This is a genomic window from Pedobacter suwonensis, assembly GCF_007833675.1.
Classification (GTDB): domain Bacteria; phylum Bacteroidota; class Bacteroidia; order Sphingobacteriales; family Sphingobacteriaceae; genus Pedobacter; species Pedobacter suwonensis.
In genome coordinates, this window is the sequence record NZ_CP031708.1 from 587347 (window position 1) to 610483 (window position 23137).

Here is a 23137-nt window from a genome sequence, read left to right on the forward strand (position 1 = left end):
ACCGTCCGGTTTGAAATGTTTTGAATAATTGCTTTGCGTGTGGGGTTTAGCGTTTGGCGGCGAGAATTATTTTAAAGTTGGGAGCGTGGAGTTGCGAGACAATTAACCGGTTAACCAATTAAGCAGTTAACCCTAGTTAAAAAAATTACTTCCTGTACACCATATCCCCATAGATTAGCCTTATTTTTGCAGCTTTTAATACCCGATATGAACAATCAAGATACCATTATTGCTTTATCTACTCCTTCAGGTTCCGGCGCCATCGGCGTAATCCGTTTATCCGGTCCGGAGGCTATTTCATTGACCAATGCCGTATTTGCCGGAAAAGATTTAGAAAAGCAGGCCTCGCATACTTTACATTTTGGCCTGGTTAAAGATGGCGATCATATTGTGGATGAGGTGGTGACAGGTTTGTTTGTTGCCCCAAAATCTTACACAAAAGAAAATGTAGTCGAAATTTCCTGCCATGGGTCTAACTACATTATCCAACAGATTATTAATCTGCTGATCAGCAAAGGTGCCCGGGCAGCCAAACCGGGTGAATTTACCTTACGTGCCTTTTTAAATGGCGCTTTCGACCTGAGTCAGGCAGAAGCAGTCGCCGATTTAATTGCCTCCAACTCAAGGGCATCGCATGATGTGGCCATGCAGCAGATGCGCGGCGGTTTCGCCAACGAATTAAAAGGCCTGCGCGAACAGCTGATCCATTTTGCTTCGATGATTGAGCTCGAACTCGATTTTGCTGAGGAAGATGTAGAATTTGCCAACCGCGAACAGCTTAAAAGCCTGGTAAACAAAATCAATTACGTTTTGCAACGCCTAATTTCATCTTTTGAAATGGGAAATGTGATCAAAAACGGCGTGCCCATTGTTATTGCGGGTAAACCCAATGTAGGTAAATCTACCTTATTAAATGCCCTTTTAAATGAAGAACGTGCCATTGTTTCAGATATTGCCGGTACCACACGCGATACGATTGAAGATGAACTAACCATTGGCGGGGTAGTTTTCCGTTTTATCGATACGGCGGGAATACGTGATACGGCCGATATTATTGAAGCTTTGGGTGTAGAACGTACGCTGGAGAAAATGAAACAGGCCAAACTGATCATTTATATGGCCGATGCTACTCAAAGCATTGCCGAAATTGAAGAGCAGATCCGCGGTTTAACGCAATTGGGCATCCCCTATTTAATCCTGGTCAATAAAGCCGAACTCCTTAGCGATATGCAGCGTAAAGCTTTACAAACTTTAAATGTTGTTTTTACTACGGCTAAAGAGAAACAGGGTATTGATGAACTCAAAACCACCTTGCTGGAACAGGTTAACCTGCACCATATCAATACCAGCGAAACTTTGGTCACCAATATCCGCCATGTAGAAGCTTTAAAACAAACCGAACAGGCACTGCAAAGGGTTTTGGCGAATGTCGATAATCCGGTAACCTCTGATTTTTTAGCGATGGATATTAAACAGGCCCTGCATTACCTTGGTGAAATTACCGGTACCGTAACTACCGATGATTTGCTGGAGAATATTTTTACCAAGTTTTGTATCGGAAAGTAATAGAACATTCTCAAATCTGCTGAAGGATTTTTGAAAATTTGTTCCGTAGAGATAGATAATTATGAAGATGCACAAATTACTATTTTAATCTAGTAAGTAGATATAATTTTATAAAATTTAGATAATGCGTTTTTCTCAAAGGATAGGCAAAAAACCAGTCAAAAACATTTTTCAGGTAGAGAATATTGATGATGATTTGAAAACTAGATTATGGAATATTTTCTACTCTGCTCTAGAAAATATCGAATTCAAAGACATTGGTAGTTCTTCAAGAAAATGGTTTTATAATGCTTTATGGAAAGATTTCTTTAATTTACCATTAGATGAAATCCCTAAAACCAGATTTGGACTCGATGATCATCTTATAAAGAAATACATTAAGAGTTGGTTTGATGCCTCAGAATGGCATGAAGTATATGATTTTATAGAATATCTAGTACAAAAAAATGATCTTAAATTCAGTGGGGCATTCATTGAAAACATCAATGATGCATTGAGAATTGAAGTTTCAGCTTACAGAATTTTAGATAAAAATATTGTTCAAATAAATTCGGAAGAGGAAATATCAGAAATAAATCAAGCAATTGAAATTACTGATACAAGAAGTTCAGTTAATATACATTTAAAAACTGCTTTAAATATGCTTTCTGATAGGTCTTCACCAGATTATAGAAATTCTATTAAAGAATGTATATCTGCATTAGAGGCATATTGTAGAATCCTGATAGGTGAAGAAAAAGTAACACTAGGTAAAGCCCTAGCAATTCTTGAAAAGAAGTATGGATTACATACATCACTTAAAACAGCATTTACGGCGCTTTATGGTTATACAAGTGATGCAGGAGGGATAAGACATGCTATTTTAGAGGATGATGTTGAAATCAAATTTGAAGATGCTAAATTTATGATGGTGTCGTGTTCATCTTTCATAAATTATCTTTCCTCCAAACTTGCTCTATAAGTTCTGAGAGATTATTCATTTTAACCTATAATTACTTTTAGTCAACTATTTTTAGTTACATTTTTGGTAATGTTGATGACAACTTATTGATTTACAATACACTTTACTTTTTGTATCGGAAAGTAACCCCTAAAATAACCGTCGATTCCAACCACTACACGAAGATTAAATATATCATTTACAATACTTTAAACAAAAAACTTTACCACCACTCTTTTGGGATTTAATCTCCCGCTTAGCTTAAGTTTCTGTAAAATGAGAGGTTACTGAACAACCTGCCAGGCGTTCAGTAACGCAATTTCGTTATTCTATGAAATTGCTCTCTCTTTATTCTCTAGCAATCTTTTATTTTATTTCTTAACAATCGTAAACTCTGTTCTTCTGTTTAACTGATGCTCAGCAGGAGTACACTTTACTCCGTTTGCACATTGATTTAACAATCTGGTTTCTCCGTAACCAACTGCCGTAATCCTGTTTTTACTGATTCCTTTATCTACAATATATTGTACTGCAGCATCTGCCCTTCTTTGTGATAAAGCAAGGTTATAGGCATCATTTCCACGACTATCAGTATGTGAACCCAATTCAATCCAGATCGTTGGATTATCTGTCATTATTTTAACCAGCTTATCAAGTTCAATCGCGGCATCAGCGCGGATATTCGATTTGTCGAAATCATAATAAATGTTTTCCAGTTTAATCGCCTTATTGATTTCAATCGCCACCAGGTATAAATCTTTTTTAATCTCTGTCGACACAGTAAGGCCTACCGTCGTTAAAGACTTTCCGTCGCTTCTAAAACTGGTCTTTTCTCCTGTTAAAAGATAGTAAGCTTCCTTTTCAAGATTAAATTTGAATCTACCATTACTATCCGTTTCTACCTTTAATGCAGAACCACTGGTTTTATTTAGGGTAACAATGGCATTGCCTAGTGGCTGTCCTGTTGTTTTATTATAAACAATCCCGGTCAATTTAAAATTCAGCATTAATTGTTGGCTGAAGCTGTAAATATCATCTTCTCCTAAACCATCAATACGGTTAGAGGACAAAAACCCTGTTGTGGCCGTACTTAAATTGAACGTAAAGTCGTCTTGAGGAGAATTAACCGGGTAACCCATATTCTGAGGTTCAGATATCTTTCCTCCAAGTAGCCTGGCGCTAAAAATATCCAGGCCGCCCATCCCTATACGTCCATCACTACTAAAATAAAAATTATGGTTACCATCAAAAGATGGGCTTCGTTCATTACCCTCCGTATTAATTTCTGTTAAATTAACTGGTAAACCCCAATCTCCGGCATCTGTTTTATGGCAAACATATAGATCGGTACCACCTTTACCACCTGGCATATTTGAACTAAAATATAAAATTTTTCCATCTGCACTGATAAAGGGATCGCCTACCGAATATTCATTTGCCATATTGTATTTAAAAGCAACCGGCTTAGTCCATTTTCCTGAAGCATCCTTTTTGCTGTTATAAATTTCGATGTTAACCGTAGCCAGCTTTCCATTTAAGATTTTAACTTTTGTATAATCTAATTTCTCCGGAATCCGCGTAAGCGTGAAATACATTTCATCCCCCTTTTGGGTAAAGCTTGCCGGACCAACGTGGTATTCTGTTCCTGCTTCGATTGGGAATAAGGCAATACTATCTGAACCGGTTTTGGTGTAAAGCCTCAGGTAATGATTCCCTGTCCAGCCGTATATTTTTTTAGCAGTTGCTTTCAAACCATCGAATTTTAAAAATGGCTTATTCCCGCTTTGTTCATCTTTACTTGTTAAACCTCTGTCTGAGGAGAATACGATCATTCCTTTTTGCATCACTGCACCCCAGTCTGATTGTGGGCTGTTTAACGCTTTTTCATTATTGATGATAACGGATTTCGGTTCCTTCATCCAGTACATCGCCGAATCGCAGGAACGCAACCACATATTTTTTAATGACGGGTCAAGATTTTTATTTAAATCTGCATACTTATTAAACTGAATCCTGGCTTCGCTGTATTTTGAATTATTTTGCAGTGCTTTGGCGTACAATAAAGTGTTTTCCGACGGGCTTTTTTCCATCCCTGCAGCGATTGCATACCAACTTTCGGTTTGCTTATAATTGCGCTGGTATTGATAACAGGCCGCTAACCTTTGGGCAGCATGCAGCGTTGCCTTTTTCTTATAGGCCTGCTCGTAAAGATCAATTGCTTTCTCGTAATTATATTGCTCAAACTCTTTATCAGCTTCATTTAATACATATTGTGCTTTAACACTGTCCTGAAAACAGCACAGCATCAAAGCACAGATAATCAATACTTTTATCCTCATAAGTTCATTAATTTATTATTCTTATTGTTGTAGCGTTTATCTAGAAATACCTTGGTGTCATTAACCGGATGCTTTTCTTATTGAAGAAATAACCAACCGAAATCTCGTGGGTACCACCACTATACCCCTGTAAAGGTCCGATAGAAAAATCGTAGGCATAACCAATCCTTAAATTACTGCTTGCAAAAAACTGTGCCGCCGCCACGCCTGAATTTAAATTGCTCAAATCTTTCTGAAGATATTTCTTATCATAAAGCTTTACGCCCGTACGGTAAGAACCACCCAGCCATACTTTATCTGCAATAATAAAGAAAGCATTAACATCGAAGCTTGTAGGTCCTCCACGGTCGTCCTTTAGTAAAAATGAAGGCTTTAACTGTAGATCCTCATTAAGCGGCAGCAACATGCCTGCAGTTAAATAATAGTGTGGTTTGGGTTGGGCAATAAAAGCATAACGGTCAATATCGATGTACTGCGAAACCAGGTTATCTGCTGAAAAACCTGCGTAAAAGCGGTTGTTGGAAAAGTAAACACCGGCACGCGCATCAGGTACTATTGTACTCTGGATACCTACAGGCTGGTTCACCTCAAAATCGTTCGGATTTAACATCGATCCGTCAATCCCCAGTTGCAATGCTCCGACACCCACACCAAAGGCCAACCTCGAGGAGCCGTCTGCATTCATCGGGATACGGTAAGCGTAGTTTGCATAGGCCGACAGGTTGCGCTGCGATCCGATCCGGTCACTCGAAATCTGTAAGGCCAAACCAACATTGCCGTTGTTTGCAATCGCATCTACCGCGATAGACATGGTGGTGGGAGAACCCACAATACCCGTCCATTGGTTACGGTAAAACGCGTGAAGGTTTAACTGCTCTTTATAACCCGCATACGCCGGGTTAATGTAGATCCCGTTAAACATGTACTGACTAAACTGAGCATCCTGTTGTGCTTTCGCAAAAATTATGCTGAAAGTTAGTATTGTTAGTATGAATATCTTTTTCATTTTTATCTTAATTATGGGGCAAGCTGAATGGGGAACCAGTTAAAATCTGTTCTGCTTGTTTAACCATTCAGCATCCAATACTTAATCCTATTTCTTAAATGCCCTGATCAAAGTGATGTAGCCTTTAAACACCTGCCACGCTGCCCCTGCTGATTCCTTTACCCGAAGCACATAAAAATAAGTACCCTCATTCAAGCCTTCGCCAGTCCAGTTGTTCTGGTAGCCGGTTGCTTTATAAACCTGGTTGCCCCAGCGGTTAACGATAACCAGGTCATTCTCCGCAAATAGTTCCAATCCACGGATCTCGAAGGTTTCGTTCGTACCATCGCCGTTTGGTGTAAATAAATTGGGGATGAACAAGGCAGAGCCCGAAACAGCCAGCTTGGTAAAGTAACCGCCATTTGCTGCTATATCTGTAGCAAGAGCTACATTGTTGCGTGTATGGATACCAACACCAGGATTAGTTCCTTTCAAAATGTCCCAGTTATCACCGCTTAAATAACGGGCAATGGCGGCATTCCCATCTTTAAACAAACTGCCGTTGGTATTGCTGTTGTGCTGCAAAACCAGGTTTGCGGTAAGGGATGGGGAACCATAAATGTGCCAGGTACGGTCCATGCCCAACGTCGGATTTTTTACCGCCCGGTTTGCGCCAGCATAATCCTGAACGCTAACAAACAATTTGCCTGCACTGCCGGGAGTTAAGGTAGCTGGCGTATAATCTCCTTCGTCAATACCTACAGGGAAAACAAAACCATCGCTGCCTGCATAATCTTTTATCACATGGCCGGCAATGCTGTTGCCCGTAACCACCATCCTGGATTTACTGTAGCCCGCAATTTTACCCGAACTGTTAAAAGCCAGGTTATGTCCGTTCAGGATAATATCTGCACGGTCTACCGCTAAATCTAAAGTACGGCCAATGTTCAGCGCTGCCGATAAAGCACCTGAGGGATTAGCCGTATTGTAACCCGGATCGGAAACATTGGCAAGCATAATGTTCTCTGCATTGCGGTGCTCAATAATCAGGTTGATAAAGTTACCGTTGTTCCCATCAATATTGGTGGGGCCGGCGGCCATACCTGGATAAAAAGGGTTAGTACCTGGATTATAAATCACAATCTTTCCTGAGCCGGAAAACGTGGCACCAGGCGCAATCCATACATTTTTGCTATATATTTCCAGTACACCATCAATTTGCCAGTTTGCCTTCGGCCCAAAATAGGTTCCCTCGCTAAAGCGTTGCTCCGTGGTACCACTGGCTATGATAACCTGACTGTCATCAACCGTCATGCTCCCTGAACCCGTTTGGGCAAAGGCGCCGGAGGTAATCCCCAGGGTAAGCGCGGCTATTAATATTGTTCTCATACTCATATTTTTATCACTACTTTAAATTCTCAATACTTACATCAGAGGGGTATAGTTCTAACTATTTACCAACCCTAAATCTGAGGTTAGAATTGATGTAAGTACCATCACCAGCAAAGCATGGTTTTACGCTCAATGTCACACTGGTTTTATCACTTTCGCAATTGTTAAATGATTGACTAACATAATAGGTTTGCCCATTCATGATTACTGTACTGGTAGGAATTTCTGTTGTACTATTAATACTGGCATACCATTTAACTGTGCTTCCGGCAATATTAGTTACTACAACGTCGGCTAATGTGTTGATCGCTTTTTTACAAACGATAGCATTTGCTGTGGGTGCATCAGTATTCTTGTTAATGTTAATTTCATCATCTCTAAAACAAGTTACTGTTGTGCCATCAGAATAGGTAACTTCGATTTTATAAGTACCATATCCGGTTGTGCTGATATCTAAATTTGCAGTGGTTGCTATTACCTTGCTTGCATCAGCACCGTTACCTGCAGTTTTGTACCACTTGTAAGTAGTATTTGCATTACCATAAAATGCTGCAGAGCTAATAATATAAGTGCTTGGATTTGAAAGATTAATGCTATTGCATAACCAATCATTACCTAAACCTGCAAAAGCACCTGGATTATAGGGGGCATAGTTGATATTATTGTTATTTTGATTGGCAATCGTACTCTGCTCGCCAAAGTGGAGGGATTTACCACTTGCGTTAATGCTTTTTAAGTTAGCAAAATTAAAATCGGTAGTGGTACCAGTTACATTTACATTGGCACGATCACCCGCTATACTACTTTCAACAAACGTTACTCCACATGGTGTACCGCCTAAAAATAACGATTCTACAGTTTGTGTTTTACCAGACTGCAATGTATATGTTCTAGTAGGAGCGAATATCAGCGTTTTATATTCATTGTCACCACTAACAACACCAGTATTTTTAAACTCCACCTTATTCAGTTTTAATAAACCGGTTGTTGCAGAAATTCTACCTAATACTCCCTCAAAAGTTACATCATAATACGTTTGCCCGGCGAAGCCAAGCAAACCTGTGCTATTATTATTGGAAAAAGCTGTAAAATGAATATGTGAAGTACCTGAATTTAAGTTTACTAAGGAAGAGTTTGTAATAAAATTAGACGAACCGCCTGTTAAATACAATTGGGAACTTCCCAAGTTGATTACGCGAGGTTTTGTACCATTATTGGATGTAAATGATTGACGAATGTTAACCGTATATCCATTTGTATTCCAAGTACCTGCGGTATGGTTTAAACCGGCAACCGAAAAATCATCCAGCAAACTAATCGATTTCTCTTCCTCAAACTGTACAAATGAAACACTATTGTTTACATTCCCTGTTATAACGCCGTTGCTCTTTATGGTTTTATCTTCATTGCTGTGGCGATAATAGATATTGGTAATATCTATTGCCGGCATACCTGCCTGCCACTCACTTGAACCATAAATATTTAACGTCTGTTGCCCTATCTGCGTAAAAGACGGCGCCAATCCACTTCCTGAAAAGGTAATGTTGTGTGTGTAAGAAATATTATCTACTGATACCGTTTTTCCACTTGATGTAAAGCCGGATGCTGCATTAAAAAAGGTATTATCTGCAGGACCTGGTACGCAATAACCACCTATGCCGCCACTATTCTGGCTCCAATGAGATTTATCGTTCCAGTTGCCACTACCGCCTACCCAGTATAGGTCTTTCCCAACATATGGCGGAAAATTCCAACCTGTATTGTTCCCATTATCTACGGAGTTGGCTGCTGTAAAGTTGGCACCGCCAGAAACATTAGTATCTTTTATGATAGCGCCGGAAACACTAATAGTAACGCCGGAAGCCGCAACAATATTTGATTGTGTACCGGGAGTACTCGATGATATGGTAGTCCATCCTCCACATTGTGGTGTGTTTGAATCAAACAGCGTAGTAATGGTTTGTTTTTTACCAGACTGCAGTGTGTATGTTTTAGTGGGAGCGAATATCAGCTTTTTATATTCATTATCACCATTAACTAATCCATCATTTTTAAACTCAACCTTATTCAGCTTTAATAAACCGGTTGTTGCAGAAATTTTACCTAATACCCCCTCAAAAGTTACATCATAATACGTTTGCCCGGCGAAGCCAAGTAAACCTGTGCTACTACTGTTAGAAAAAATTGTAAAATGAATATGTGAAGTACCGGCATTTAAGGTTACTAAAGAAGAGTTTGTAATAAAATTAGATGTACTATTATTTAAATACAATTGGGAACTTCCCAAGTTGATTACGCGAGGCTTTGTACCACTATTGGATGTAAAAGATTGACGAATGTTAACCGTATATCCATTTGTATTCCAAGTACCTGCGGTATGGTTTAAACCGGCAACCGAAAAATCATCCAGCAAACTAATCGATTTCTCTTCCTCAAACTGTACAAATGACGCACTGTTGTTTATATTTCCTGTTGTAACGCCGTTGCTCTTTATGGTTTTATCTTCATTGCTGTGGCGATAATAGATATTGGTAATATCTATTGCCGGCATACCTGCCTGCCACTCACTTGAACCATAAATATTTAACGTTTGTTGCCCTATCTGCGTAAAAGACGGCGCCAATCCACTTCCTGAAAAGGTAATGTTGTGTGTGTAAGAAATATTATCTACTGATACCGTTTTTCCACTTGATGTAAAGCCGGATGCTGCATTAAAAAAGGTATTATCTGCAGGACCTGGTACGCAATAACCACCTATGCCGCCACTATTCTGGCTCCAATGAGATTTATCGTTCCAGTTGCCACTACCGCCTACCCAGTATAGGTCTTTCCCAACATATGGCGGAAAATTCCAACCTGTATTGTTCCCATTATCTACGGAGTTGGCTGCTGTAAAGTTGGCACCGCCAGAAACATTAGTATCTTTTATGATAGCTCCGGAAACACTAATAGTAACGCCGGAAGCCGCAACAATATTTGATTGTGTACCGGGAGTACTCGATGCTATGGTAGTCCATCCTCCACATTGTGGTGTGTTTGAATCAAACAGCGTAGTAATGGTTTGTTTTTTACCAGACTGCAGTGTGTATGTTTTAGTGGGAGCGAATATCAGCGTTTTATATTCATTATCACCATTAATTAATCCATCATTTTTAAACTCAACCTTATTCAGCTTTAATAAACCGGTTGTTGCAGAAATTTTACCTAATACCCCCTCAAAAGTTACATCATAATACGTTTGCCCGGCGAAGCCAAGTAAACCTGTGCTACTACTGTTAGAAAAAATTGTAAAATGAATATGTGAAGTACCTGCATTTAAGGTTACTAAAGAAGAGTTTGTAATAAAACTAGATGTACTATTATTTAAATACAATTGGGAACTTCCCAAGTTGATTATGCGAGGCTTTGTACCACTATTGGATGTAAAAGATTGACGAATGTTAACCGTATATCCATTTGTATTCCAAGCACCTGCGGTATGGTTTAAACCGACAACCGAAAAAACATCCAGCAAACTAATCGATTTCTCTTCCTCAAACTGTACAAATGACGCACTGTTGTTTATATTCCCTGTTATAACGCCGTTGCTCTTTATGGTTTTATCTTCATTGCTGTGGCGATAATAGATATTGGTGATATCTATTGCCCGCATACCTGCCTGCCACTCACTTGAACCATAAATATTTAACGTTTGTTGCCCTATCTGCGTAAAAGCCGGCGCCACTCCACCTCCCGAAAAGGTAATGTTATGGCAGTTGCCAGTAATATTTAATGTAATGCTTCTATTTGTAGCCGTAAAGCCAGAATTTGAATCAAAGAAAACGTTGTCGGTTGGTCCAGGAATAACCGAAGGTATTAATGCACCACCAGAAGATGTACGCCAATGACTAATCTGCGACCAATCTCCACTACCTCCTACCCAATAATAACTAGCCGCCTCTGCATTTTTAAAACTTAGAAACAATATCAATATTAATATTGTTGAAAACCTGTAGTTCATATACTAATTGTATTTAATTTTCTATAACATCACTTATTAATTGCATAAAGCATATTATTTAACTTTAAATACAATGTTCATATAAGTTTTTTCAGTGACTATTGGAGCTGTTACCACTTTATAACTCATCACCCCGGAATCTGTAAGCGCAACGTTAGTAAATACCGATTTATCAAAATAGGTTACAAAATATTCTAATCCACTAGCACTAATAATAGGCAATGTTGTGGCACCTGGACTTTTAATACTACTTGTGTTATCGGTCATTCCAAATTGATTATTGTAAATTGCGTATAGATCAACTGTAAATCCATTATTGGCTGCATCATAAGTTATCCCTACTGGCAGATTCCCGTTATCTACGGTTGGAAGTACAACTGTTGGCGCATAAAAGAATCTAGCTGGTGCTACATTTATTGTTTTTAAAACGCCAGAATTAGCGTCGGCTACAACGATTTTATCCATGTCATTTCCTGGTTGTAAACCTGTGATTGCTAAGGTATTTGATGGAATCGTTGTACCACCGGTTGTAATGATTGTCGGTTTAGCCAAGATACCCCCCAACTGTGTATTCGTCCCTGTTTTAGTTAAACCGTTATCAGCTGTATTTGCAGCTAATACTGTAAGATCTACTGTTTTAGTATTTCCACGTTCTAAGATCAGCGTTAATATTTTGGTTGTATTATCCAAACTAAAATCTGTAATAGACTGGTTGTCTGTATCAACAACAGTATTATTAATGATATAAGGATCTTCAGGTGTACCTGTACCGGTAATATTAATATTTGCACCTGCCTTTGAAACGCCACCCTGACCATTTGTACCAGGATCTCCTTTTGGCCCGGTAGCACCGGTTAAACCAACAGGCCCCTGTGCGCCGGTGTCGCCTTTATCACCTGCATCACCCTTATCTCCTTTTGGTCCGGCAATCCCTTGGGGCCCTTGTTCACCAGTATCTCCCTTATCACCTTTGGCACCGGCATCTCCTTTTGGTCCGGTAGCACCGGTTAAACCAACAGGGCCCTGTGCTCCGGTGTCGCCTTTATCACCCTTTGCGCCATCAGTTCCATTAACACCATTTACTCCGGCAACCCCTTGAGGCCCGGTATCTCCTTTATCACCCTTTGGTCCGGCAGCTCCGGTTAAACCAATAGGTCCCTGTGCACCGGTGTCGCCTTTATCACCTGCATCACCCTTTGGTCCGGTAGCTCCGTTTAAGCCAATAGGACCTTGTGCTCCGGTGTCGCCTTTATCGCCCTTTGCGCCATCAGTTCCATTAATACCATTTACTCCGGCAATCCCTTGAGGCCCGGTATCTCCTTTATCACCTTTGGCACCAGCATCACCTTTTGGCCCGGTAGCACCGGTTAAACCAATAGGTCCCTGTGCTCCGGTTAAACCAATAGGTCCCTGCGCACCGGTTAAACCAATAGGTCCCTGCGCACCGGTGTCACCTTTATCACCTGCATCACCCTTATCTCCTTTTGGTCCGGCAATCCCTTGGGGCCCTTGTTCACCAGTATCTCCCTTATCACCTTTGGCACCGGCATCACCCTTTGGTCCGGTAGCTCCGGTTAAGCCAATAGGACCCTGTGCTCCGGTGTCGCCCTTATCTCCCTTTGGCCCGGTAGCACCAGTTAAACCAATAGGTCCCTGTGCTCCAGTGTCGCCCTTATCTCCCTTTGCGCCATCAGTTCCATTAACACCATTTACTCCGGCAACCCCTTGAGGCCCGGTATCTCCTTTATCACCTTTTGGTCCGGTAGCACCGGTTAAGCCCATAGGTCCCTGTGCACCAGTGTCTCCTTTATCACCCTTTGGTCCGGCAGCTCCGGTTAAACCAATAGGTCCTTGTGCTCCAGTATCTCCTTTATCACCCTTTGGCCCGGTAGCACCAGCATCACCTTTTGGTCCTGTAGCACCGGTTAAACCAGTAGGTCCCTGTGCGCCGGTGTCGCCCTTATCTCCCTTTGCGCCGTCAGCGCCATTAATACCATTTACTCCGGCAATACCTTGAGGCCCGGTATCTCCTTTATCACCTTTGGCACCAGCATCACCTTTTGGTCCGGTAGCTCCGGTTAAGCCAATAGGACCCTGTGCTCCGGTGTCGCCTTTATCACCTGCATCGCCCTTATCTCCTTTTGGTCCGGCAATCCCTTGGGGCCCTTGTTCACCAGTATCTCCCTTATCACCTTTGGCACCGGCATCACCTTTTGGTCCGGTGGCCCCGGTTAAGCCAATAGGTCCCTGTACGCCGGTGTCGCCCTTATCTCCCTTTGCGCCATCAGTTCCATTAATACCATTTACTCCGGCAATCCCTTGAGGCCCGGTATCACCTTTGGTACCAGCATCACCTTTTGGCCCTGTAGCACCGGTTAAACCAGTAGGTCCCTGTGCTCCAGTGTCTCCTTTATCACCCTTTGGCCCGGTAGTACCAGTTAAACCAGTAGGTCCCTGTGCACCAGTGTCGCCTTTATCACCCTTTGGCCCGGCAGCACCAGTTAAGCCAATAGGCCCTTGTACACCGGTATCTCCCTTATCACCTTTGGCACCAGCATCACCTTTTGGCCCGGTAGCACCGGTTAAACCGATAGGCCCCTGTGCACCGGTATCCCCTTTATCACCCTTTGGTCCGGTAGCACCAGTTAAACCAACAGGCCCTTGTGCACCGGTATCTCCTTTTGAATTTTTTACCCATTTTGTTCCGTCATTGTAATAAATCCCAGGTACCACATCTTTACTGGTTGCTATATTATAAACCATCATCCCAGCAACATGGGCTGTTAGCGGCGATGGATTGATGGTTTCAATAAGCGATACCCTAACATGGAGTAAACCTTTGTTGTTACTTTCCAATTCCAGTAATGCATCTTTATTTGCAAGATTTCCTCCTGTAAGGGTGCCATCTTTTATTTTTTGTTGAGCATTTAAATTCAATGCGAACACTGAAATACCCAGCAGAATTAGTAGTTGTTTTTTCATATTCTTTATTTAATAATTTAATAGTTTTAAGGTCAGCGACAGCTGTTCCCTGGTATTTTGAATGACTGTGGTACAATAGATTGAATAAGCCCTAACAATAGAATCAGTATGTTTTGTTATCCAAAAAGCATTCAATCAAAAAGTTTATTTTTCGTGAAACGGGTTAAATAATTTTAGTTTAACTCCATCCATTTTACTGTTGTCAGCTTTTATTTTTCTCCTCTCTAAGCTGCCTGGGTCTAATGCCCCTACCCTGTTGAAATAAGTCTAAAATGTTTCAAATCAAGAAATCAATTCCAGTACTACTGGTTCCAATACCAGCGGAGATCACCTCATTTCGTTCTTCAAAAGCATTATTCTCCGATTCCGAGAAGTGTATGGATGACTCTGGAAACTTCAAGTTTCTGCCGGATTACCTGTATCTGATCTGTAATTAGTTCCTGCATGTTAAATGGCGCTGCCAAATTTGTAGCAATGATAGGTTTCCCCGTGCCGAACCTCATTACACCAACTGACTGGTTTAATTGCGGACTGAAGTTCTCATTCATCATTTGCGAATGATCAGCCATGTATTGTATTTGCCTGATCTCCTATACCATATAAGTTTGTACACAGCTGATAAGTTAACGGCTTAACTGCTTTTTTGAATGTTCAGGTCGAATCTGAAATGGCGCCAATCAAAGAATCAATCACTTCGATGGTTAATATGCATAATGGCCCGTGGGGGTTTTCGTACCGAACTGATCGGATAATGATTCCTGCTTTTTGAGCAAAAACATCTAAAGTTTCCAACGTCAGCAAACTGAAGAAGATGTATGATATTTTCAAAGCAAATGAGAGTATGTGGATTATTTTCCAACAAATCTAGCCCTCAGATAGCTCATGAATTTGATTATTATACCAAGTTGCCCAGTTATTATATTAAGCCACTAAATAGATATACCAAATTTTTTAACACAAATAAAATAGTTGAAAATTGCAGTTTGATAGAAGTAGTGACGCTGTTGATATAAAAAATACGAATCATATCCATTTTAGTAATACTTTTATGCAGTAAACAAAAATATGTTAACGAGCAACCAAAAACATTTAGAACAGATCTCCTATAGATTAGATTTATTTACACACAGCAAGTACCGTAACCATCGACACCTCAGCATCTGGACCCTCTACTGGCTTATTTTCTTGAGCAATTGTCAGAGTCCGGGTGATATTGAGCCTTATGCCACCTATTTTAGATTTGGCATTTCCGTTACTATTTTTATACAGGCATATTTAAATATGTACTGGCTCGTACCGATTTACTTATTAAATAAGAATCTGTTAATTTATCTCATCAAAATCTTTATCATGCTGGTATTTTTCAGCCTGATCGTTGATTTAGCAACTTTACTAATACCTAATATTGTGCTTGAAGATCCTTCAAAGAGGTTATATGATCCAAAGCCCAAATTGTATTTTACTTTTGCACTTATTTTTGTACTGGCATCATCAGCTATAAAATTTTTCCAGAGATGGATTCAACATTCCAGTGAAATCACCGAACTTAGCAAAATCAACATCAGATCTGAATCAGAACAGGTCAAAAATCAGATCAATACGCATTTCTTATTTAATATGTTGAATAATGCAAATGTGCTCATTGATAAAGATCCTCAAAAAGCCTCAAAGGTATTAATCAGTTTACATGATTTACTGCGTTATCAGTTGTACGACAGTTCAAGACCTGAGGTGCTGCTCACTTCAGAAATCAATTTTTTAACTGACTGCTTAAATCTGGAAATCATCCGAAGGGATCATTTTGATTTTATTATATCAAAAGAAGGTTTGTTGAATGGCGTTCAGGTTCCCTCATTTTTGTTTATTACCTTTGTTGAAAATGCCATCAAACATAGTCATGATGGTGATAATCCCTCCTATGTAAATGTTTATTTTGAATATAAGGATGGCTGGGTAAATTTCAGGTGTATCAATTCAAAACCATTACATTTAATCCGCACCAATCAATCGGGCGGTTTGGGACTGGTAAATATCAAGCGGCGTCTCGATCTTATTTCCGGAATAAATCATCAGCTCAATATCTTTGAAAACAAAAAAACGTATACTGTTGAATTATCTATTAAATTATGAACTGTATCGTTATTGATGATGAGCCCCTAGCCAGGGAAGCGATGAAGAAGCTGATAGTGCAACTCCCAGAGCTCCAATTTAAAGCCGAGTTTTCTCATTCAGACACTGCCCTGACCTATATCAAGACTAATAAAATTGATCTTATTTTTTTAGATATTCAAATGCCGGGTGTAGATGGCATTTCTTTTGCCCGAATGATTACTGATACCATTCAGATCATCTTCACCACAGCCTTTTACAGTTATGCGGTGGAGAGTTATGAGCTTAATGCTGTGGACTATCTGCTGAAGCCCATTAAAACTGAACGATTCAAAAAAGCTGTGGAGAAAGCAATTGTTTATCAAAATCTTTTAAAAAGGGCTTCTGCAAGTGTTGACCAGATTAATCTGGAATATTTTTTCATAAGGTCCGAAAAAAAGGTTATGAAGGTTTCCTTTGCTGATGTTCTGTATATCGAAGGACTAAAAGATTATGTTATCTTACATACGAAATCGCAAAAAATCATCGCCGCGATGAATATCAAAACCATACAAGGTCAATTGCCTCAGGACATTTTCATAAGAGTAAGCAAATCTTATGTCATTAATAAAAGAAATATTGATTATTTTGATAACAATACGGTTTACATGGATTTGCATGAGATTCCAATTGGAAACTCCTATCGGGATTTTTTTTTTGATATTGTTAAAAAGGACCTGGTAAGCAAATAAAAAAGGCAAATTTGAAACCTGAACTTAATAACCGAGATGCGTTTCCCAAACCCATACGATCTTCTTCTGTTTAAAAATCCTGATGCTTCCTGTACAGGTAAGCGCTCTGCATTACCTTGGTGAAATTACCGGTACCGTAACTACTGATGATTTGCTGGAGAATATTTTTACCAAGTTTTGTATCGGAAGTAAACGTGCAAAAAGACACTAATTAGACTGATTGCTCAAAATCATAAAAACTGGTTAATTAAACTTTGTTTTAAGGTTTTTGTCATCTGTCTTCTAGATAATCAACGCACTGTATAGGCGCTTTAAATCCACTAAAAAAAGGGATACTTGTTCTGTGTGATCTAGTCTAAAAGTGCTTTTCGGGCCTTGAAAATCTTATAAATGATACCTGTTAGGTCTGAAAGAGTTATGGATACCAAAATCTTTCCTTGAAAACACTCAAATTGGATCATTACATTGAAAACTGAAATTGTGGATATAGAATCACTTTACATCTAAAAACAGTACACTCATGTTGCTTTGTAGTGAACTTTTCTTTAAATTAGGCATTACACTTGGTTTTTAGTTAATATTATGTAGCTACTAAATTTAATACTCAGATTTTATAATCCGCAAACCGTGAAGAATGTATAAATGTATCATAATTGACGATGAGCTACATGCCATTGCTGGGGTGAAAAAGTATTTGGAATCCCTACCAAATATCGATCTGGTAGCTGCATATAGCGATCCTTATGCAGCACTAACTGAAATTGAGACATTTAAAGATATTGATTTGATTCTTATGGATATTGATATGCCCAATATCTCTGGAATTGAGCTGTCGAAATCAATACGGGCAAAAACTAGAAAGCTTATTTTTACCACAGGACATACCAAATATGGTTATGAAGCCTTCAAGGCTGATGCGGACGATTATCTGTTAAAACCTTATACGCTTGGCGAGTTTATGATCGCTATTAACAAAGCGCTTTTAAAACCAACAGATCATATATCCAATAGCAGTTCTACATTTCTCGTTAAAAACAAGGACGATGGAAATCGAATAGTTGCTATTAAATATTCTGACGTAATTGCTGTGGAAAGCCAGCTCAATTATGTAAGTATACACACATCAAGCACAAAAGTAACCACGTACATGTCGTTGGGTGAAATGGTTAAAGTATTAAGTCCAGCAACAGGATTTCTACAGTTTCATCGAAGTTATATCATATCATATAATTTTATAGATTATATAGATGGAAATACCATTAAGATGAAAAATGGATTATTCATTACCGTTCGCGAATATTACAAGAAAAGTTTTGCCGATTTCATAAATAAGAATCTGATCAGATCCAAAAACAAAATCAAAACAGATACCCATAAGTAGACTGCCGGCCAATTGCAGATATTAATCGTTTAAATTCTGTAATACTAACCTGCTTCTGATCATACGCCGTAAGCACTGCTAATTTAGGATAAATTACAGACTGCACTCTACTGATTTATTGAGGTTGAGCATGCCTTCGGTATGACTGAAAGTTCCTCCAATGTATAATACCTCATTGAAGTAAAACACTGTTCTATCGCTTGACGCGAAAAAGCTAAAAGTATAATTTAGGGTAATCTAATTTTCCTCCTATATGTACCGATGCGTAATCGTTGATGATGAGCCCCATGCAATTGAGGGTTTAAAAAAATATTTAAGCAGCTTCGAACGGTTGATTTTAGCTGCTTCGTTTACTAACCCTTTAACAGCTTTAAAATATTTCGAGTCTATTGATTGTATTGATCTTGTGCTATTAGACATCAATATGCCTAATATCAATGGTATTGAACTTTCCAAAATACTAAGGAATAAAACCAAAAGAATAGTCTTCACCACAGCACATACTCAGTACGGATATGAAGCCTTTAAAATTGAAGCTGATGACTATCTTTTGAAACCTTTTACATTAGGAGAATTTATAACCTCAATGAACAAAATATTTTCTTTGGATGCTCAGAAATGCAACTCATTAAAGAAAAACACATCATTTCTGGTCAAAAGTAAAGAAGACAGGTACAAAATGCTTAATATAAAATTCTCCGATGTTGTGGCAGTGGAAAGTAAAATGAATTATGTAATGATCCATACTTTAAAACGGAAAATACTCACTTATATGACCTTATCGGAGGTTTCAGATATCTTCGCTCACCATCCGGGTTTTTTAAAATTCCAGAGAAGTTTCATTCTTGCAGAAGAACATATCGATTATATATCTGGCAATTCAATTAAAATGGTTAATGGTTGTGAAATGACTGTAGGCGATTATTATAAAAAGGATTTTCTATCGTTTGTTTCTGAAAAATTAATAAAAACAAAGAGGAGGTAAATTCTCCTCTTTGCCTTATTACTTTTTAAAGATGTGCGTCTGGGCAGTGGTAACCAACGTAGTTGTAGGTTCTGTTTCTGCATAGCCTGAATAAATCGGGCTGTTTGATTTTTTGAAAATAAAAATGGTTCTGGCCTTGAGTTTTGTCTTTACTTGTTGCATGTTTATGTATTTTTTTCGCAACTTAGTTTGTATATTTTCAGTAAAAAATAATGTTACATTTAATGGATGTTAACCTACATAGAAAGCAGAAATTGCATGAAAAAGATTTTAGACAAATTAAAGCGAAGCTCCATCCATTTTATTGTTTGGTCTGTTTTTATAATATACGAAACGCTAATTGTAGGCTTAATATTTGATATTTTTGAAAATCCGGTTACCTATCTTTTTCACTATATTGTGATAATCGTTTTTTTTTATGGTTTTTCTGACCTGGGCTTACCCTGGTCGTTCAGGAAAAATCTGCAAGCGTTTTGGAGGTTACCTTTAATAATATTGCTCAGTCTGGCCGCTTATGTTTTTTTTCACTACGTGACCAATTTATTGCTGATCTACATCAATGTAATTACGGTTAGGCGTCCATATCTTTTAGATCAGCAGTTTATCTTGAAGAATATCTACCGTGGCATATATTTTATGTTTTTTTCAATAGGCTATTTTGTTTTTAAAAAAACACAGGTAGAAAAACGCGAAAAAGAACAATTAAAGAAGCTCCATCTGCACAACATTATCAAACAGCAAAAAACCGAGCAGGAACTTGTAAGATCCCACAATTCCATGTTAAAAGCGCAGATAGCCCCCCATTTCCTCTTCAATACCCTCGATTTTATATACCATACGATGGAGCATAATGTGCAGTTAGCTTCCGATGCTGTTATCCATCTTTCCAGAATAATGCGTTTCGCAATCGATTCGGATCATATGGGCGAAGTTATCCCCTTGGGAGCAGAGATCAAACATGTCGAAACACTATTTTCATTATATCAATTACGAAATACCAAAACATTAATACGGTTAAATTATTCTCCGGAAATCGTTTCACTTCCATTCATCCCTCTCGTATTATTGACCCTGGCTGAAAATATGATCAAGCATGGAGAATTTTCAGATCCACAGCAACAGGCTGTTGTCAATTTTTTATATAAAAACGACACTTTAACTATTACCACAAGGAATATGCAGACAAAAAACATCAATATTCATTCTGGTAAATCGGGTTTAGACAATATAAAAAAGCGTCTCGAATATAAATATGGAACACAGGTTTCATTAAAATACTCGGTCCTGAACGATGTTTTTATTTTAATCTTAATTGTTCCGGGAATTAAAAGAAATCATTTGTCAGATGACACTAATGCCCCCGATATCCCTGCATTAAATATTTCAAACCTTACCTAAAGTTAAACTTTACTGCGAATACTAATTGAGATGGACGGAGTTTAAATACATCTTCAGTTGTTTGATTTTCATTTACTATCAATTGCCTATAACTATTCGCATTTAGGATATTTGCCCACTTCAAATCAAAATCTATTTTTCTTTTAGCCCATGAAAATCGATACCCAACATCTAAAAAAGAATTTATGAAGGTGTTACCTAAAAAACTATACTTGAACTGATCAAAGCTTACATCCAGATTATGGTTCAAAAACGGAGAAATAAATAATTGAGACTTTTGCGAGAAAGAATTAATCCTCGTTATATTAAAATTATTTCTCACACGATTGAAAGATGCTATTGCATAATAGTCTATATTGAGCCACTTTAATTTGTTATAGTTTAGTTTCAAACTGATGGATTGAGCATGGCTATGGCTATGGAGAAAGTTGTCGTTGACGTAACTATTCGTATTCCCATTGCTAATGAGATAAGTAAATAAGGTATTGATTTTTTGTTCGGAAAAGAATTTGCCCAGCGTTATTTGATAATTGGTAAAGTGCTGTGGATTCTCCATATTAAGAGCCTCAAGAACCTGTTGTCCATTCTCATAAACTTTTCTGTTAAAAATAACATTTCCCAGCTTACTTGAGTAGCTATAACCTATGTTGAAGGATGTATTGTCGATTACATTCTCATAAACAAGATTGGTTCCTAAATTTTGTATTTTGGTTCTTGAAATGTCGGAGCCGTAAGCATTCAGGTCCAATCCGCTTAATATATAACCGGGATAGAGGGTTTCCAGCGTTGCAAAATCATTACTAACTGCTGCTGTAGCAACGATCTTATATCTATTAGAGAGCCGATATTCCGATTGCAGACTAGGCTCAAAAGTGTTGACATGCAGATCCTTACGAAATTCATATTGTCTGGAAAGTGCAGTGATATTATTAAGTTTAGCTGGAAATGCCGTAAGAATTTTAAGTTTTTTTCCGTTGTAATTGATGTCGATAGATGCAAATGACGTAAAAACGTTATAAACGATGTTGTTGACGTATTTATCTGCCGATGTTTGAGTAGCGTTTATATCCGAAATCCCTGAACGTAGCGAACTCCGGTCAGCTTGTAAACCGAACTTTGGTGTTAAGGTAATATCATTGAAAGAAAGTGAGGACGACAAGGTATTTTTTGTCTCGCTTTTTCTTAGATATAGATCCTGAACTATCAAATCAGACCTTACGAAAGACATATCAGGGAAATACAACGACGTTAAAGGAGAAACCTGATACTGCTGCCTTGCGTTGGAAAAATTGATATAAGATTGTAAACTGACTGAATATCTCTGCTCGGTTCCAATCGGGATAATTGCACTCAGAGAATTTTGCAAAGCATATTCAGGGGAGTTAAGATACTGTTCAATCGAAGATTTACCAAACCGAATGTTTCCAGTATCATTAGATCTGTCATGTTTGAAAAACAAAATGTTCTTTAAAAAATTGCTATCAGTGTTTTGTGTCAGAATGAGCCTTGCGTTTATCTGTTGTTTACCCAGTCGGGTTAAGCTAGAACGCCCATATGAGATCATGCTTTGCTGATTGCCGTAGGAATCAAATTGTTTGATAATCGTTTCTTGCCCTCCCTCCTGCTCAATTCTATCGTTCAGATAACTTACATTTCCACTTAACTCCATTTTTTTTGTCAGGTTGAACAACAGATTAGCCGATGCGGCATGTGTCCTGTTAAACAGATACCGCTCCTGGGCTATGGTTGGAAAAGTAGGTTGAGATATGCTAATCCACTTATTATCGGTGGCCTCTTTAGTTATACCTTCCGAAACATCCATGACACCTAGATTATTCATCTCTTTAGTTATATCTTCACCAGTATTGTTTGATTTGTAGTTTAATAAAGATTGATATTTTTTGCTAAACAACATCGGTGTGAGCTTAGTTTGCCAAGCGAGCGGACTTAATCCGGCACCTATTTCCCCTCTTCCCGTTGTGGTTACATTTTTCTTTAGTTTGATATTAATGGCAGCACGCGGCGAATACAGTTTATCCTTTAGAAGTCTGATGGGTTGATGGTTTGGAAGTATTTCTAATTTATCGATATCAATATTTGGTAGCGAATTCGTTATAATTCCGTAGTTGCCAGCCATAAGATCCTTTCCTTCAATATAAAATTTATTAATTGCCAATCCCTGATACCTGATCTGGCCATTAGCGCTCACTTCTATACCGGGTACTTTTTTAAGAACATCTCCCAGAGTACGGTCCTGTAAGCTTGCAAAGGAATTTAAATCATAACTTAGCGTATCTCCTTTCTTCACAATCGGTGGTTTCCTAACGTC

16 protein-coding genes are annotated in these 23137 nt (G+C 38.7%); 8 read left to right on the forward strand and 8 right to left on the reverse strand.

All coding sequences use genetic code 11. The features are described from left to right. Positions 1–207 precede the first annotated feature (207 nt). The gene (gene mnmE / locus DV942_RS02315) at positions 208–1566 is read left to right on the forward strand and encodes a tRNA uridine-5-carboxymethylaminomethyl(34) synthesis GTPase MnmE (RefSeq protein WP_145854962.1); all 1359 of its coding nucleotides are present in this window, start codon (positions 208–210) and stop codon (positions 1564–1566) included. Positions 1567–1690: 124 nt separating this feature from the next. Further along, on the forward strand, positions 1691–2527 hold the full coding sequence (locus tag DV942_RS02320) for an AbiJ-NTD4 domain-containing protein (RefSeq protein WP_145854965.1): 837 nt from the start codon (positions 1691–1693) through the stop codon (positions 2525–2527). A 350-nt stretch (positions 2528–2877) separates the two neighbouring features. Here DV942_RS02320 and DV942_RS02325 read toward each other — a convergent pair whose 3' ends face one another. The 6 genes from DV942_RS02325 to DV942_RS02350 form a co-directional block, all read right to left on the reverse strand. Continuing rightward, positions 2878–4845, reverse strand: coding sequence for an OmpA family protein (locus tag DV942_RS02325; protein ID WP_145854967.1), 1968 nt, complete (start codon positions 4843–4845; stop codon positions 2878–2880). A gap of 40 nt (positions 4846–4885) precedes the next feature. After that, the gene (locus DV942_RS02330; RefSeq protein WP_145854969.1) at positions 4886–5851 is read right to left on the reverse strand and encodes a PorP/SprF family type IX secretion system membrane protein; all 966 of its coding nucleotides are present in this window, start codon (positions 5849–5851) and stop codon (positions 4886–4888) included. An 87-nt stretch (positions 5852–5938) separates the two neighbouring features. Continuing rightward, the gene (locus tag DV942_RS02335) at positions 5939–7219 is read right to left on the reverse strand and encodes a gliding motility-associated C-terminal domain-containing protein (protein WP_186462401.1); all 1281 of its coding nucleotides are present in this window, start codon (positions 7217–7219) and stop codon (positions 5939–5941) included. Positions 7220–7280: 61 nt separating this feature from the next. Continuing rightward, positions 7281–11222, reverse strand: a complete 3942-nt coding sequence (locus DV942_RS02340; protein WP_145854974.1) for a hypothetical protein — start codon at positions 11220–11222, stop codon at positions 7281–7283. Positions 11223–11276: 54 nt separating this feature from the next. Beyond that, positions 11277–14204 carry a collagen-like protein gene (locus DV942_RS02345; RefSeq protein ID WP_145854976.1) on the reverse strand — a complete coding sequence of 976 codons (2928 nt, stop codon included), beginning with the start codon at positions 14202–14204 and terminating at the stop codon, positions 11277–11279. Between the two features lie 353 nt (positions 14205–14557). Then, complete coding sequence (locus DV942_RS02350) at positions 14558–14773, reverse strand: hypothetical protein (protein ID WP_145854978.1); 216 nt, start codon at positions 14771–14773, stop codon at positions 14558–14560. Between the two features lie 496 nt (positions 14774–15269). Between DV942_RS02350 and DV942_RS02355 the strand changes: the two genes are divergently transcribed. From DV942_RS02355 to DV942_RS02370, 5 genes are all read left to right on the forward strand, one after another. After that, positions 15270–16334 (forward strand): sensor histidine kinase, encoded by a 1065-nt coding sequence (locus DV942_RS02355; RefSeq protein WP_145854980.1) that lies wholly within the window; start codon positions 15270–15272, stop codon positions 16332–16334. Next, a complete protein-coding gene (locus DV942_RS02360; protein WP_145854982.1) occupies positions 16331–17044 on the forward strand; it encodes a LytR/AlgR family response regulator transcription factor in 714 nt (237 codons plus the stop codon). The genes DV942_RS02355 and DV942_RS02360 overlap by 4 nt, the downstream gene beginning before the upstream one ends. Positions 17045–17126: 82 nt before the next feature. Continuing rightward, positions 17127–17255, forward strand: coding sequence for a hypothetical protein (locus DV942_RS23950; protein ID WP_280525550.1), 129 nt, complete (start codon positions 17127–17129; stop codon positions 17253–17255). A 423-nt stretch (positions 17256–17678) separates the two neighbouring features. Next, positions 17679–18425 (forward strand): LytR/AlgR family response regulator transcription factor, encoded by a 747-nt coding sequence (locus DV942_RS02365; RefSeq protein ID WP_145854984.1) that lies wholly within the window; start codon positions 17679–17681, stop codon positions 18423–18425. A gap of 253 nt (positions 18426–18678) precedes the next feature. Then, positions 18679–19410: a LytR/AlgR family response regulator transcription factor gene (locus tag DV942_RS02370; protein ID WP_145854986.1), complete on the forward strand. Its 732-nt coding sequence runs from the start codon at positions 18679–18681 to the stop codon at positions 19408–19410. An 18-nt stretch (positions 19411–19428) separates the two neighbouring features. Here DV942_RS02370 and DV942_RS23380 read toward each other — a convergent pair whose 3' ends face one another. Continuing rightward, positions 19429–19572: a hypothetical protein gene (locus DV942_RS23380; RefSeq protein ID WP_186462402.1), complete on the reverse strand. Its 144-nt coding sequence runs from the start codon at positions 19570–19572 to the stop codon at positions 19429–19431. A gap of 96 nt (positions 19573–19668) precedes the next feature. Here DV942_RS23380 and DV942_RS02375 point away from each other — a divergent pair, with 96 nt between their 5' ends. Next, positions 19669–20808: a sensor histidine kinase gene (locus DV942_RS02375; protein WP_186462403.1), complete on the forward strand. Its 1140-nt coding sequence runs from the start codon at positions 19669–19671 to the stop codon at positions 20806–20808. On the opposite strand, the gene DV942_RS02380 is transcribed toward DV942_RS02375, so the two are convergent. After that, complete coding sequence (locus DV942_RS02380; protein ID WP_222431148.1) at positions 20801–22984, reverse strand: hypothetical protein; 2184 nt, start codon at positions 22982–22984, stop codon at positions 20801–20803. The two genes, DV942_RS02375 and DV942_RS02380, sit on opposite strands and share 8 nt — an antisense overlap. Positions 22985–23137: the final 153 nt, after the last annotated feature.